This is a genomic window from Desulfovibrio desulfopostgatei, assembly GCF_053570645.1.
In genome coordinates this window covers 875,097-889,201 of sequence record NZ_JBRBQS010000002.1, presented here as the reverse complement: position 1 = coordinate 889,201, position 14,105 = coordinate 875,097, and the positions used below count along the sequence as shown (strand labels likewise).

The following is a 14,105-nucleotide window of genomic DNA, read 5'->3' as shown; positions in this document are numbered from 1 at the left end:
GGGCCGCCTAATGGCGGCCCTTTCGCTTTTATGGAGACTACCCCATGGAACAGATGGACCGCACGGAGGGATTGAGGGCGTTAATCAGACAAGGTCTGCAAGCCGTTGCCCATAACGACACACTTGCACACCTAGGCGACCGCTCCAGATATGTGGGAATGAGCGACATTGGCCAGCACTGGGAATGCCCACGGGCGGCGTTGGCCAGAAAGGTGCGGCCCACCACAAACAGCCTGGAACGTCTGCTTACGCTGCAGCGCGGGCACTGGTTTGAATCCGGGGTTGGGCAGGCACTGGCATCGTTGGGTCTGCATATTTTGCCCCAGCTTGAGATTAACTGGCAGCATCAGGGCGTGCCCATCAAAGCTCATCTTGATTTTGTGCTGGTCTGGGGCGCGCCTGTTAACGCCATTCGCATTCTGGAAGTAAAAAGCACCGACAAGCTTCCCGGCACCCCGCACGATTCCCATCTGCTGCAACTGCACGGACAGATCGGCCTGCTAACAAAAGCATGGAGCAAGCCCATCTTCAGCCTCCGTGCTGAGGACGGCACGCTTCTGCATGACAAAATGACCTTCCCGCAACTTTGCCTTGCCCAACTTGGCCTTCATTTGCCCGCAACGGCTGCCGAGGCAAGCGTGGAAGCGTGGTTGCTCTGCCTTTCCATGAAAGAGGTTAAAGCATTCGGCCCCTACGGTTTCAATCAAGCCATGCTCGATACGGCCCTTGACCATGCGGCACAACTTTGGGGCGAACTAGCAGATTTCCGCGCCGGACACATAACCCTGGCACAGGTTGATTGCGCTCAGGGCTTTTACCCGTTGTGCTCGTACTGCGAACACAACGGTGACTGCCCCAAATTCCCGCAGTGCGTGCAAATGCCCCAATGGGAACCAGCTCTGGAAAAGCTGGCTGCCCTCAAGGAGCACCGCACCGCTTTAGATAGCGAAATCAGAGAGATGGAAACTGTGCTCAAACTTGTTCACCGCCAGGCTGGCACTCGGGACTGGGTAGACACGGGAAACTATCGCTTCCGCATGTCAGTGGCAGCTGGTCGCACCAATTTGGACAAGGATGCTCTGCGGGAGGAGTTGACCGAGATTTTTCATACGGGGCATCTGGGCGACATCGACGTGGATACCTTGCTGGCCCGCTGTGAGCGTACGGGCTCACCTTTCGAAAAATTGAGCATTTCGCCCATAAACTGAACTTCGGGAGATCTCATGGGATATTATTCTGACGTGGCCCTGTGCCTGACAAAAAATGGCATGGATCAGTTAAAAACAGCTCTTGCAGAGGCAGAAAAGCCCCCCCCCGACAACTTTGCAGCAATCAAAATGCTCATCGGTGGCGAACCCAACAAAATCGATGAAGGCTCAGGCTCAGTTGTCTTTCTGTGGGAAGGAGAAAAGTGGTACGATGAATTTGCTGAAATAGCCTTTGTTGGTGAGCTGATGGACAATTTGCCCCACGAAGAATTCCTGTTCATCCGTATTGGCGAAGATTATGACGACATTGAAGCTCGCGGTAGTTATCAGTGCAATCCGCATCGGGTGCGAATTGCCCGGGAAATTGCAGCGGACTAAGTTTCATTGACTGATGTCAAATTTGATGTCATAAAAGATATCGAATTTATCCAACTTGGAGGATTTCATGGATTCCATACTCTCCAATATCACCGTTAGCGTCACAGAACTCAAACGGAACTTTGCGAATGTCCTGGCAACTGCCAAGGATGCGCCGGTGGCAGTTTTGAACCATAACAAGCCAGAGGCCTACCTGTTGTCCGCAAAGCACTACGAAGAAATCCTCGGAATTCTTGAAGATCTTGAAGACAGAAAGATTGTTGAAAAACGCGAAGATGGCCCTTTTGTCAAGGTAACGCTTGATGAGCTATAGCCTGCAGTTTCATGAGCTAGCACTGAAAGAATGGAAAAGGCTTGATTCCAGCATCAGAGAACAGTTTAAAAAGAAACTGGCAGAACGGTTACAACAGCCGAGAGTTCCCTCATCTGCCCTGTCTGGCATGCGCGATTGCTACAAAATCAAATTGCGCTCCATTGGGTATCGCCTGGTGTACAAGGTGAATGATGACATTCTCTTTGTAACGGTCATCTCCATTGGCAAGCGTGAACGCCTTGAGGCATATCGACAAGCCCTACGACGTATGCCCTCTGAAGAATAGTGCCATAAGGAGAACACTGCTTCCTGATAGGCAAATTGTAAGCAGTGCAGCGGAGGCATTATGCCACTTCCCCTTGAAGAGCTGGTTGCAACTGCCATTGAAAATCAGCATGTTATTCTTGAATTTGAGCTTAAAAAAGGCATTCCGTTGAACTATCTGGATGAAAAAGGGCAATACACCCTGCGTTACCCTGATGGTCATACGGAAACCGTCCCGCTGCCTGAGACCGCAGAAGTTCACCTGCCAGTCAATTCCGTATAATTCACAAAAAAACATCCTAGCCAGACTGATACCATATTTCGAAGAGCCCGGTTCCCTTAAAAGGAGCCGGGCTTTTTCTGCATCTAAGGAGCAGCAATCATGAACACAAATTTGATCGAAGGACTTAGTAACCTTAAACCCACTGACCTTGATGCCGGGCAGGTTTTCAGCGGCAAACCATCCGGCACCACGGTAAAAGGATACGCCGTTCCTTCGGCCTACACCCCGGCCATTGACCACGACTATATTTTCCATGAGTCCAGCTGCGATGTTGTGGTTTGGTTTCTCAACCCACAGGAACCGTTGTACGTTTTCGGCCCCACAGGCTGCGGTAAAACGACAGGCATCAAGCAGCTGGCAGCCAGGCTTAACTATTCTGTCCTTGAGGTCACCGGACATGGGCGGCTGGAGTTTGCCGACCTGGTTGGTCACCTGACAGTAAAAAATGGCAGCATGACCTTTGAATACGGCCCGCTTGCACTTGCCATGCGCTACGGCGCACTTCTGCTGATCAATGAAATCGATCTGACCTCACCAGAAATCGCCGCAGGCTTGAACAGCGTGTTAGATGGCTCCCCCCTGTGCATAGCGGAAAACGGCGGCGAACTGATTGTGCCGCACCCCATGTTCCGTCTGGTTGCCACGGCCAATACCAATGGCGGTGGCGATGATACCGGCCTCTACCAGGGCACCCAGCGGCAGAACCTTGCATGGCTGGACCGCTTCACCATCTGCGAAGTGGGCTATCCCTCTGCCGACGTGGAAAAAAGCCTGCTTGCCCGGCGCTTCCCATCGCTGCCCGAATCGTTACGCGCCACCATGGTGGACTACGCCAATGAGGTTCGCAAACTGTTCATGGGCGAGGCTTCCACCAGCAATCTGACCAATACCATTGAAGTTACATTTTCCACACGCAGTTTGCTGCGCTGGGGAGATCTGACCGTACGCTTTCAGCCTCTGGCCCATCAGGGCGTACAGCCTGTCACCTACGCCCTCGACCGGGCTCTGGCCTTCCGTGCAAGCTGTGAAACCCGCGCCATGTTGCATGAACTGGCTCAGCGCCTGTTTCCACAACAGGTGGAACCAGGATCCCCCAAACCCGAGGCTTCTGAAGCCGTCCCCCTGCAAGGTGAGCAAGCCCTACGCTTCATGCGCGGGCATCTGCACCGCACACCCACGGTGGCCAAGCCCCGCGTTCATCTTCAGGTAGTCCACAACCTTTCTGGCAAAAAACAGGACGGCAAATACTGGATCGGCGAAGCCAGCCCTGTGGGGCTCACGCTGGAGTGGGGTAAACCGGACACTGTCGGGCAACAACACTTTATCTCCGCTGAAAATTGTGCTGGCAACAATTCCGTGCTGGAACTTGAAGCTCGCGCGACAAAAAAGATCACGCAAGGCTACGCTCTCAATCCTGCAAAAAGCTCTTTCTAGGAGAAAACCATGACAAAACTTGTTTCAGACATCCGTATTTTAGACAATTTATTGGCACTCAACCTTAACGTCAGCTTGTGGTCAGCCCGACGCAAAATGAGTCAGGAAGACCTGGGCGGCGCAGAGCTGCCCCCTGAAGATTTGGCATCGCTTGGTTCCAAACGCATTGCTGACCCGGAAAACCTCAAGGTGTTCGGCACACTCAAGGCTCGCGCCTTTAACTATCTTGACCGGCATGGGGTGCGGTTCATGTCCGGCTGGGCCATCCCCGAGGAAAAAGCCGGCGAAATCGTGCAGGAGCTGCTTAACATCCGCACCGAATTCGAAAAAGAAAAGGAGGCATTTCTGGCGGACTATGACCAAAATGTGCAGGCATGGATTGAGAAGCACCATCAGTGGGGCGAAATTATCCGTAACTCTCTTGTAGGGCCTGACTATGTTCGCGCCCGTATGGATTTCCGCTGGCAGCTGTACAAGGTGGCCCCGCTTGAACAGCACACAGACAACACCGCTGTGCTGGAAGCCGGGCTGGCGGAAGAGGTGCAGGGCCTCGGCGGCACCCTGTTTGATGAGGTGGCCAAGTCTGCTGACGATATATGGCGCAGGGTTTATCATGGCAAAACGGAGGTAACCCACAAGGCGCTTTCACCGCTGCGCACCCTGCATGCCAAGCTCACGGGCTTGTCTTTCGTAGAGCCACATGTGGCCCCGGTGGCTGACATCGTGCAGGCTGCACTGCTGCGCATGCCCAAGAAGGGCAACATCACCGGCACAGATCTGCTGCTGTTGCAAGGGCTGGTCTGCCTGCTCAAGGACAGTACGGCTCTTGTGGGCCACGCCCAAAAAGTTGTTGAAGGCTACGGCCCGGCCTTTGTGCTGGATGCCCTGCTGACTGGTCCGGGCGTTATCCACGAGCCGGACGGCCCTGCTGTACTGATGGATGGCACCATGAATGGGAATATGGACGATGAGCCCATCCTGCCTGAGATTCCCGTGGCAGATAGCGCTTTGCCGCATCCTGCCATACCCAGCCTGGGTCTGTGGTAATATCAAAAATTCATTGAATAAGGCTAACGCTATGGCTAGCCTCAAGGAAAGGGAGCCCCATGCAACAAGTATCAACCAGACGGACAAGGTTCGCCAGCCAGATGGATGCGGACCTCTATGAATGCCTCAAAACAATCGCTCGACAGGAAGGCCGTCCAATTGGGGCAGTCCTAGAAGATGCTGCACGTGCATTCATTGAAAATCGCAAGGAAATAGTTGTACAGAGGAATGTACTTGAAGCCCTTGATAACAGCATGCTTGAACACGATACGCTATATAAAAAGTTGGCAAAATGAATCCAGCTTACCTCCCGCCCGCAGGGCGACATACTACGCTGGCAAACGATCCGCCATGCTTTGTAGCGTTGCCTGACAAACCCGAACAGTAGCCCGGCAGAAATGTCGGGCTTTCTTATTGTGGGGTACCATGATTCGAACAAAAGATGTTCTCAACTGCCTGCCCCTTTTGGCATCCATTCTGGGTGACCGCTATGGCGTGCAGGTGCGTATTGGCGGCAAGGAAGCCTGTACCAACGGTAAGGTTATCCACTTGCCATCATTGCCCATTGATTGTGAGCCGGAATTATTGGCGCTGGCCAAAGGGTTCACAGACCATGAGGCTGCCCATATACGACACACTGATTTTAGCGTGCTGAAAGCTGCAAACCTTAATCCTGTGACCTTCAATCTGTTCAACTGCCTTGAGGACTGGCGTGTTGAAAAGAAGCTGTCGGGCATTTTCCCCGGCTGCCGGAGGAACCTGAACTGGCTGATACGACGATTCTTTGTAGAACAAGCACAGCCAAGGGCCGGGGACGATTCCCCGGCCCTTGCTGTTTTGGACTATGTGCTGTTGACGGTGCGAGCCTGGGATGTGGATGAGGTGACCCCGACACGCCAAAACGCGGCAAGCATCATTGAGCAGCACTTCCCCGGATTAAAAGAGGCCCTGGATGCCACATTGGTCAAGGTCTACATCCATTGCCCGGATACAAAGGCAACGGTTGAATACGCAAGGCAGATCGCCCTGTGCATCCGGCAGTGGGAGCCATCACAACAACTACGCAATCCCCACGAAAACACTACGCAAATTGAGCACCAGGGGCATCCCGCCCTTTCGCCTGAAGCAGGAGCCCCCTTGCGGGCTTTGAGCGCGTTACCACTCAAGGCGCTCTTTCATGCTGAGGCCCAGGATCTCCCCCAGAACCTAGGGGAAATCATGGCGATTGAGCTTACCAGTTGCAGCACAGAATCCGCTGGTGACGCGCTGACCATCGCTGTGGCAGGCACCCGACAAGCAGCCCCCTTGTCAGCAGAGCAGAAGCTGCAAGCGCTTCAGGCCAGCATTGCCCTGCGCACTCGCCTTCAGGGCTTTCTGCAAGCGCAAACGCAAAGGCGATGCGGTATTGGGCGCAGAGGCACACTGCACGCCAATTCGCTATACCGTCTGCAGGTTGGCAATGCTCGTGTTTTCCAAAAAGAGTCGGTGCAACTGGGCCTCAATACGGCTGTCCATATCCTGCTGGACGTAAGCGGCAGCATGGCTGGCGCACCAATTAACCTTGCCAAACGAGCCTGCTTTGCCGTGTCAACGGCACTGAGTCGTATCCGTGGCGTGAACCCGGCGGTTACGGCCTTCCCTGCTGCCACGGCGACCAATTCCGTATTCCCCATCATGCGACATGGGCAGGCGGTGCCAGACCAGTTTGATATTCTAGCTTCTGGCGGGACACCCTTGCCTGGGGCTTTGTGGTGGGTGCTGCAAACCATGCTGCCTCTCAAAGAACAACGCAAGATGATCTTGGTTATCACTGACGGCATGCCGGACAACCCGCTGGCCGCAAACAATGCCATAGGGGTGGCCCAAAAGCTCGGCTTTGAAGTTTATGGCCTTGGCATTCGGGATGAACACATCACGCATCTGCTGCCACACACAAGCCGGGTGGTCAACGACTTGCCGGATCTGGTGCCTGCCATGTTTGCCCTGCTGCAGGTTGCCTTGCTCAAAGGTGGTGCAGCATGATGGTGCCCCTAGATTTTAGACCTTGGTACCGAACGGGGTTATTCCGTTTCTTTACGCCTAACAAAAAGCGGCGCATCCCGCGCTGCTAAAAACAATGGAGGTCATATGAATCCACTGGCTTGGATACCAGTAGCCATCGCCGTATTGCAGGTTATCAAGGACAACTGGGACGACTAGCCCTATAAGGCTGGCATGCAGAAGGCGGGTAATTCCCGCCTTCCGCAATTTTATAAGAATAGAAGGAGCAAGAACATGAGCAAAACGTGGATATTTATCGGCGGTATGGTGGCGGGAATTGCAGGGGTATTTGCTGCGGCTTTTGCGGCCACAGAGCTAGAGGCCAAAGGCAAAACTACATTTGTGAGCAACGACAAGTTGGCTTTGCCGGAAGGGAACAAAACTTAATTCACCTACCATATTGATGGGGCAGGCAGGTATTCCAAAATCGCCTGCTCCATCTAGGTGTAAATCAAGACCATGGCTTTGCCCACCCAGCGCAACGAGAAAGAGTACTACCAATCACCTTGATTCCTCCCTGGTTGATCATGGGTGCACCATAGATTAACTTTATTGCATAATTTGCAATAAATCGGCTGCAAAGTTTATTCTGAACACCGTAAGCAGCAAGGGAAAGCCATGCCCTCTAAGACAAATGACCGAACATCTGCGGAAAAAATGCTTGATTTGTATTCATTGCTTGCACTTTCTTCGCGAGAATGGTCATTGACGGAACTTGCTAATCACTTGCGGTGCTCCAAGTCGACCACCCTTCGACTTCTGACTAAGATTGAGCGTTTTGAAGGGATCCGTCTTATAAGCCGCTCCCGCAGCACTGCTGGCAGGCCAGAACGATGCTACATATTTGAAAGAATACTGCGCGATGGAGAAAAATCCCAGTACAATGTAAGTGCAGAAGAAATGCGACTCCTACACCTGTGCCGCGATATTGCACTGCCCTTGCTACCTGAGAATGTACAGAAAACGATGGATGCGACCCTACGACGCACTTCTGTGCTCGTGCCATCTGAGGATACCTGGCAGGAGCCGCAATATCCGCAACTGCGTATGGCCATGCTGGGTACTATTGATTACGACCCATTCCAGATTATTTTGCAAACACTGCTAAAGGCAATAAGCAAAAAACAAATTTGCCAAATAGCCTATAAGGCACAAGACAAGCCTTCACGTATTCATGAAATGGCAGTTGTGGGTCTTTATGGCAGTCGACAGGCTTTGTATGCAAAAGGATGGAGCGTACAGGACAAAGGCAAGGCAGAGCCATTGCATCCACTTTTTTTGGCTGTGCATCGGATGGAAGAAATCCTCCTAACACGTCGAACGCACCAAATACCGTTAACCCACGATGATACGCAGCACTTTGGGCTTATCGAAGACACCCCTTTTACTGTAAAGGTATTCTTTGCCCGTGAACTGGAAACATATATTCGTGAGCGCCGCTTCAGCACAGAGCAGCTGATTGAGAAGATAGAAGACGGCATCGAGCTTACCTTCACGGCGCGCAGCGACATGGAGGTGATGGCCTGGATATTGGGCTTCGGGAGCAAGGCCAGAACAATAGAGCCCGCATGGCTGGTGCAGCGCATGCGGGCGGAACTGGCTATGATGGCTGGTCTTTATAACGATTAAGATTTGTCTCTATGGCTTTCAAGATACTCTCTGATAGCCTGCACAGCCTGACCAGCCTTTTCTACAAGCACGGAAATATCTAGGGGGTCTTTCCCTCCCAAGGAGGGGCATAATGTTTTGTCCAGAGAATACTCAGTCTTGTCTGCGTCGTTTTGAACCCAGAATTCATCCAATTTTAAATCCTCGACCCCTTCTAGCCCACCCCCTTCGACAACGTTGTATAAGTAAACACAAATGCAAATTTTGAAAACACCATCAATATTAGCAAGATAGCAGCCTACACATAATTGCACATTTCCAAAGGTATTTGAAGTAAAGTACCAATACAAAGCGTGATATTTGCTACCCCAAACGGAATCAGGATTGAAGAGTTCTCCCACTCCTTCAAGGCCTAAATCTTTAACTTTTTGTGGGGAAAAGGCCCCTTCCAATGCTGGCAACCATACCTTCTGAAAAACATCGCCCATGAATTGGAACAAATCCATTTTACAAAATGTAACATTCCGTTTTGCCTGATAGAATTGCAACACTTCAGCAAATTCAAACGGTGGAGGAGGAACACTGCTTTTGTCAAACTCCAGAAGCCTGGTTCGATTGTTGTCAGAAAAAAAGAATCGCACGCTCCCAGGAATTTCAATTATTTTCTCGACGGCACACATTAGACGCCTCCATACACTTTATTAAATATACTGCACCGTACTGATGCGCCCGCGCTATCAGGAATATTTGTGACATGCTCTTTTTGCAAATGCTCTTCCCACCGCCGCAGCAAATCTTGCCAATACACGACACGCCAAGCGTTGCAGTCCCGTGTAAAACAACTTTTTTTTCTGACCTCACGTTCACTAGATGCGTGCTGTATGACAAAAAAGTAGCCAATGGCACTAGAGAAATCGTCACCGTTTCTCTTGTCGGGATGAATTCTTTTTCTTAGGCGAATTTTGGCTTGCTCCTCATACACATCAAATGGGTTCTCGGCGCTAGCTCCAAATTTTACTTCTAACACTACTACTCTTGCAGCGCCGCCCTTTCCCCATTCAAAAAGAATATCAATTCTTTTTTTGCCTTTCGCCAAATCTTCTGCCCTTACTGCAACATCATCATGTTTGGGCAAAAATCTTTCCACGTTCTCTACGTCGTTCAAAGAGCCGCTTGACTCACAGAGTGCACGCAAAAATGCACGAATGCTCAATCTGTCATCTTGCAATGTCGCTACAATCAACTTTGTAATATCAGCTTCTCGCAACGGCCTATGCCAAAAAATTGGTGGATTGCGCAGGGCATGTCCGGGCCAATCTTGTCCCCAGATAAAATTTAGATCACTGCTGTTCAAGCTTGCACCATGGCCATACGAATCAAAACAGCTTTCTTTGCATATAAGGCTCGTAATATTACGAGTTTCTTCTACAAAAGCTGCAGCAAATGGCCCATCAATGAAACTCAGAAGAGATTTATCATAGAAAAAATTCCTGGGTTCTAGCTGCAAACCACCTATAACATGCTGTATTTGATCTTTTAGTGCATTACAATAAGATTGCTCAGTATAATTTCGCATTACATACTCCAGCACAACTCGACTCTATAAAAGTCAGGTATTAACTAGCTGAAACTATCACGCTATTAGCCTCAATAGGCTTTCTTGACTAGACCCTATCTTGCTATTGAAATCAGCTCTGAATTCATCTGGGGATTACATGAACCTGCACCACTGTGCGTGATTTTGTGTCGTAGAGGCAGGAATATTCCATGGGAACCATAACGCCAAAAGCATTTTTGAACAATAAGGCCTTTATATTCGTGCTGCCTTTCAGCAACACGGTGTTTTCATCATTCGCCATATGTTCGGCGTATGGGAAACGAGGGATAAATTCCAACGCTAGGGTCTCCCATTCAAAGCCATAGATAGCTTGGCCTTCAATTGCGCTCGAACATTTTGGCACGGCATCCCGTCGCAAAGAAATTGCCTGATCCTGAGCGGTCGGCTCCTGAAAATAGCTCCAACCCATCCCCAGAATAAATATGGCCAACAGAGCCCAGCGATTTCTCTTTGCTTCATGCCGTGCTTTTTCGGCTTCGACACGCTGGCTTTCCCGAACCTGTGTGCGGAGTGCATCATCAATGGGCAGCCCGCAATGTGGGCAATTATAAGCTTCAATTGCTATTTTTTTATGGCACGCCGGACATGCCATGAGATTCTGTTGCATTTTTTGCTCCCAACGTAAAAGTAAAGTTTTCTCCTGTCGTTGGGATTAATGTAGCGGTAGTTTGTTGCAAAAGATGAAATTAATAATCAACTTTTGATCTCGCCGTGCCACACGGCTTGCCTACGCGAATCTCACCTAAGTGGGGTCAAACCATGGGGTCAAAGTGCGGGGGCATAGACAAAAATCTCAAAAAATTTTATCAACAATATCAGGTTGTTTTGGACTCGATGGTGTCGCGGTGCCTATTCTCCCCTTCGGCACCATAAGAAGATAAGGGATTACAACAGCTTGTTGTAATCCCTTTTTCGTTTTCCCACGGCTTGAAATGTGCCTTTCCGGCCTTTTGCCCCCCCAAATCAGACCTCCCTCCAAAGAGGGTCACAAATGGGGTCACAAACGAGTCAATTTACGGCGCAGTCATCTTTCGTCCATCCTCTCCGTTCCGGCAAGCTCCCAGCTTTGTTTACCTAACGAATGGAATTTTCTACTTTCTCTACAGATTCCCTGGTTGGCTGATTGCCCACATGGGGCGCACAAAAATTCGCGTCAGCCTGCGCTGGCCGTCGGCCACAAGCCCTGCTGCTACTCCAACAGGCACTGGATGGGGCTCTCAATGAACCCCCAAAAGCCTGGTGACGCCGAATGAAATTCGCAGGCGTTTGAATGGCTACCTCCGATTCATGCTGGACAAGGACGCGGCATCTGTCACTCGCGAAGAGATACGTAACGTTCGCGACACCCTACGCAAATTGCCGCCATCAAGAAAGAAAAGCCCAAGTTCCGCGACAAAAGCATTGCAGAACTTCTTGCAATGCCCCACGCTCAAACCATTTCCGTAAGACTGTAAACGCAATTGTTCAAGCCATCTTAGGCATGTATGAATGGGCGATTCGTGAGCAGGTGTTGGGGATCCCCCCTGCAAAAGGGTGGTACCGATCCGACCTTGCTGGGCATAATCTTTCGTTAGGCGGGCTAACCTTGGCAAGCGCCAAAGGGACAGAATCGGAATCCCAACGGAAAGCTCTAATTGAAAATGGTATAATGCCCTGCAATTGCTCTAGTCTCGTGAGTTTATCCGTTCATTGCACAATTGGGAGTGCCCGGTTTAGTGGCGGGCAGACTGATAAGAGCACACGGACAAAATTTCCACCCTGCAACAAAATTAGAGTTGGTGAGCTGACGGGTTTGAGATTGCCTGCGACAACGGTGCGCGGGTACGCGTCATTTTTTGCCCTGTATAGTCGATAACTCCTACCAATTTTGACTAATTGGTTAATCTGGGCTGCAAGGTCCGATATCTACTTGGAGGCAAATCTACCAGATGGCGTTTTTTCTTCAAACCGCCACAGCCCACTGTTACCTCTCAACTTTCCCTGTCTCAAGAGGCAACTTCGGGTCTGCGGCCCATTCGAACAATGACGCGTCGTAAACAGTTATATTATCAGCACCCAGCAGGTGTAATGCAAAGGCAACGCTACAGGCGGCCAGCCCTCCTCCACAATATGAAATAGTAGGCCTAAACACGCTCAACCCCGCCTCCGAGAATATTTTCCTGAGGGCCACTGCGGGCAGAAAAGCCATGGTCTTTGAATCCACCAACGCTTTTGCGGGAACATTAATGCTGCCAGGAATATGCCCTGGTCTCGCATACCTTTGCAACGATCCGTCAAATATCTCCGGGGCCAACGCGTCGATAAGCAGGGCCCGGTTGGTTTGCAAGTTTTTCAGTACCGCCTGTTTGTCAACAAAAACTGTAGGAGCCGGTTGCAGGGGGAATTCGGCCTTACACCAACCGGGCTGCTCCCGTGTGACCCGGCGGTGCTCCATGCTCCATTTCCGCCAACCACCGTTAAGAACCACGGCGTCGTTAAAGCCGTTGGCATGGAGCATCCACCACAGTCTGGCGGCACAAATGTTGTCCGTGTCATCGTAAAGAACGGCTGTTGTTCCACGGCCCAATCCCAATCCCCCCATCACCTGAGAAAACCGTTCTGGCGTTGGCATCATCAGGGGCAGGTCACTATCCGGATCCGAGAGGTCCTCCAGCAAATCCACGTAGGCGCTTCCAGGAATATGCCCGTTCCGCCAGTTGTTTATTCCTGTTCCCGGATCAGCGTGGAAGTATGCGCTGCAATCGAAAATTCTTAACGTCGGATTATCAATGTTCGCTTCAAGCCAGTCTGTTTCGACAAGGCTGCCCGATCTGGGATAGCCACCGACGTTTGAGCTGCCAACCGTTATTTGCGAGCACATTTTATGCATCGCTTGCCTCACATGTGGCTGATTGTTTATTACCCGGCCATTTCACTAGCCGAACTGATTAATTAAATGTATTTCACATCTATGAAATCGTTTCCAATGATAATTTTCTATTACAACAATCGGCCTGAATGAAGAGTATAAAATGGAACTGCGCGACTTGCGAACATTCGTCACCCTAGCGTCACTGCTCAATTTCAACCAAACAGGAAAGGTCCTGAATGCAGCGCAATCCACTGTATCCATGCGTATTAAGGCGCTTGAAGACGAACTTGATGTTCGCCTGTTCGAGCGGCTGGGGCGCAAGGTTGTTTTGACGGAATCTGGACTCAAGCTGTTACAGTACGCCAGAAAAATGCTCGAAATAGAGGAGGAAGCCAGGGCTTCTGTCAGTGACAATGCCGCATCCGGCAACGTGACCATAAAGGTTCCGGAATCTCTGGAATGTCACCGGATGCCCGGCGTTCTGCTTGCGTTTCGGCGCAAGATCCCAACAGGCAGAGTTCGCATTCTTCCTTGTATCGCGGGTAACGTGGCCGAAGATTTGCGCCGGGGGGTGACGGATTTGGCCTTTGTGTTTGCCTACGAGCCGTCTGCACGGGATATTAATGCGGCATTTTTGGGCACGGATGAGCTGGTGGCCGTGGCTGCACCGGAGCACCCGTTGGCGGGCATGAAGATGGTAGGACCGGCTGACATCCTGAAGCATAGCCTCCTGCTGGCGGCTTCGGATTGCAGCTATCGCCGAACATTTGAAATTTTTTTGTCGGAAACAGCCAACCTGCCCCAACCCTCAGTGGAATGTGACTGCGTCGCCGCAGCCATCAGTATGGTTCGCGCTGGCCTTGGCTTGACCATACTTCCGGAAATGGCTGTGCGTGACCAAATCGCAGCGGGTGCGTTGCACCGGCTGCCGTTGATTGGCGGACCTTTTGAAACTGGCGTATTTATGCTGTGGCACAAAGATAAATGGCTTTCCCCATGCTTGCGGGATTTTATGGCCGTGTGCCGCGAACACCTGATGCGGGAGTAGATCAAGTCCCTGT

General features: G+C 51.1%; 15 protein-coding genes and 1 pseudogene. 12 read left to right on the top strand and 4 right to left on the bottom strand.

Annotated elements, in window-relative coordinates; genetic code table 11:
* The first annotated feature begins 44 nt into the window (after window positions 1-44).
* From ACUZ9Q_RS03940 to ACUZ9Q_RS03890, 11 genes and pseudogenes are all read left to right on the top strand, one after another.
* Entirely contained in the window at window positions 45-1,208 is a 1,164-nt protein-coding gene (locus tag ACUZ9Q_RS03940) for a hypothetical protein (protein WP_449247349.1), read from the top strand.
* A gap of 15 nt (window positions 1,209-1,223) precedes the next feature.
* Entirely contained in the window at window positions 1,224-1,586 is a 363-nt protein-coding gene (locus ACUZ9Q_RS03935; RefSeq protein WP_449247348.1) for a hypothetical protein, read from the top strand.
* 67 nt (window positions 1,587-1,653) lie between these two features.
* Window positions 1,654-1,899, top strand: coding sequence for a type II toxin-antitoxin system Phd/YefM family antitoxin (locus ACUZ9Q_RS03930; protein WP_072311503.1), 246 nt, complete (start codon window positions 1,654-1,656; stop codon window positions 1,897-1,899).
* Window positions 1,889-2,185, top strand: coding sequence for a type II toxin-antitoxin system RelE family toxin (locus ACUZ9Q_RS03925; protein WP_072311502.1), 297 nt, complete (start codon window positions 1,889-1,891; stop codon window positions 2,183-2,185). Before ACUZ9Q_RS03930 ends, ACUZ9Q_RS03925 begins: the two co-directional genes overlap by 11 nt.
* Window positions 2,186-2,245: 60 nt before the next feature.
* Window positions 2,246-2,446 carry a hypothetical protein gene (locus ACUZ9Q_RS03920; protein ID WP_227117812.1) on the top strand — a complete coding sequence of 67 codons (201 nt, stop codon included), beginning with the start codon at window positions 2,246-2,248 and terminating at the stop codon, window positions 2,444-2,446.
* Window positions 2,447-2,545: 99 nt separating this feature from the next.
* Window positions 2,546-3,535: pseudogene (locus tag ACUZ9Q_RS03915) on the top strand (AAA family ATPase); the annotation flags it as partial.
* A gap of 354 nt (window positions 3,536-3,889) precedes the next feature.
* Window positions 3,890-4,927 (top strand): DUF3150 domain-containing protein, encoded by a 1,038-nt coding sequence (locus ACUZ9Q_RS03910; RefSeq protein ID WP_449247347.1) that lies wholly within the window; start codon window positions 3,890-3,892, stop codon window positions 4,925-4,927.
* A 59-nt stretch (window positions 4,928-4,986) separates the two neighbouring features.
* Window positions 4,987-5,223: a hypothetical protein gene (locus tag ACUZ9Q_RS03905; RefSeq protein ID WP_227117817.1), complete on the top strand. Its 237-nt coding sequence runs from the start codon at window positions 4,987-4,989 to the stop codon at window positions 5,221-5,223.
* A gap of 130 nt (window positions 5,224-5,353) precedes the next feature.
* A complete protein-coding gene (locus ACUZ9Q_RS03900; protein ID WP_449247346.1) occupies window positions 5,354-6,949 on the top strand; it encodes a cobaltochelatase CobT-related protein in 1,596 nt (531 codons plus the stop codon).
* 252 nt (window positions 6,950-7,201) lie between these two features.
* On the top strand, window positions 7,202-7,354 hold the full coding sequence (locus ACUZ9Q_RS03895) for a hypothetical protein (RefSeq protein WP_227117820.1): 153 nt from the start codon (window positions 7,202-7,204) through the stop codon (window positions 7,352-7,354).
* A 231-nt stretch (window positions 7,355-7,585) separates the two neighbouring features.
* Complete coding sequence (locus tag ACUZ9Q_RS03890) at window positions 7,586-8,596, top strand: WYL domain-containing protein (protein WP_227117822.1); 1,011 nt, start codon at window positions 7,586-7,588, stop codon at window positions 8,594-8,596.
* Here ACUZ9Q_RS03890 and ACUZ9Q_RS03885 read toward each other — a convergent pair.
* The 4 genes from ACUZ9Q_RS03885 to ACUZ9Q_RS03870 form a co-directional block, all read right to left on the bottom strand.
* Window positions 8,593-9,255: a hypothetical protein gene (locus ACUZ9Q_RS03885; RefSeq protein ID WP_227117824.1), complete on the bottom strand. Its 663-nt coding sequence runs from the start codon at window positions 9,253-9,255 to the stop codon at window positions 8,593-8,595. The two genes, ACUZ9Q_RS03890 and ACUZ9Q_RS03885, sit on opposite strands and share 4 nt — an antisense overlap.
* A complete protein-coding gene (locus tag ACUZ9Q_RS03880) occupies window positions 9,255-10,151 on the bottom strand; it encodes a PD-(D/E)XK nuclease family protein (RefSeq protein ID WP_227117826.1) in 897 nt (298 codons plus the stop codon). Before ACUZ9Q_RS03880 ends, ACUZ9Q_RS03885 begins: the two co-directional genes overlap by 1 nt.
* 124 nt (window positions 10,152-10,275) lie before the next feature.
* Window positions 10,276-10,800, bottom strand: a complete 525-nt coding sequence (locus tag ACUZ9Q_RS03875; RefSeq protein WP_227117828.1) for a zinc ribbon domain-containing protein — start codon at window positions 10,798-10,800, stop codon at window positions 10,276-10,278.
* A 1,356-nt stretch (window positions 10,801-12,156) separates the two neighbouring features.
* Complete coding sequence (locus tag ACUZ9Q_RS03870; RefSeq protein WP_308585165.1) at window positions 12,157-13,062, bottom strand: sulfurtransferase; 906 nt, start codon at window positions 13,060-13,062, stop codon at window positions 12,157-12,159.
* A 142-nt stretch (window positions 13,063-13,204) separates the two neighbouring features.
* Between ACUZ9Q_RS03870 and ACUZ9Q_RS03865 the strand changes: the two genes are divergently transcribed.
* Entirely contained in the window at window positions 13,205-14,092 is an 888-nt protein-coding gene (locus ACUZ9Q_RS03865) for a LysR family transcriptional regulator (RefSeq protein ID WP_192111275.1), read from the top strand.
* Window positions 14,093-14,105 lie beyond the last annotated feature (13 nt).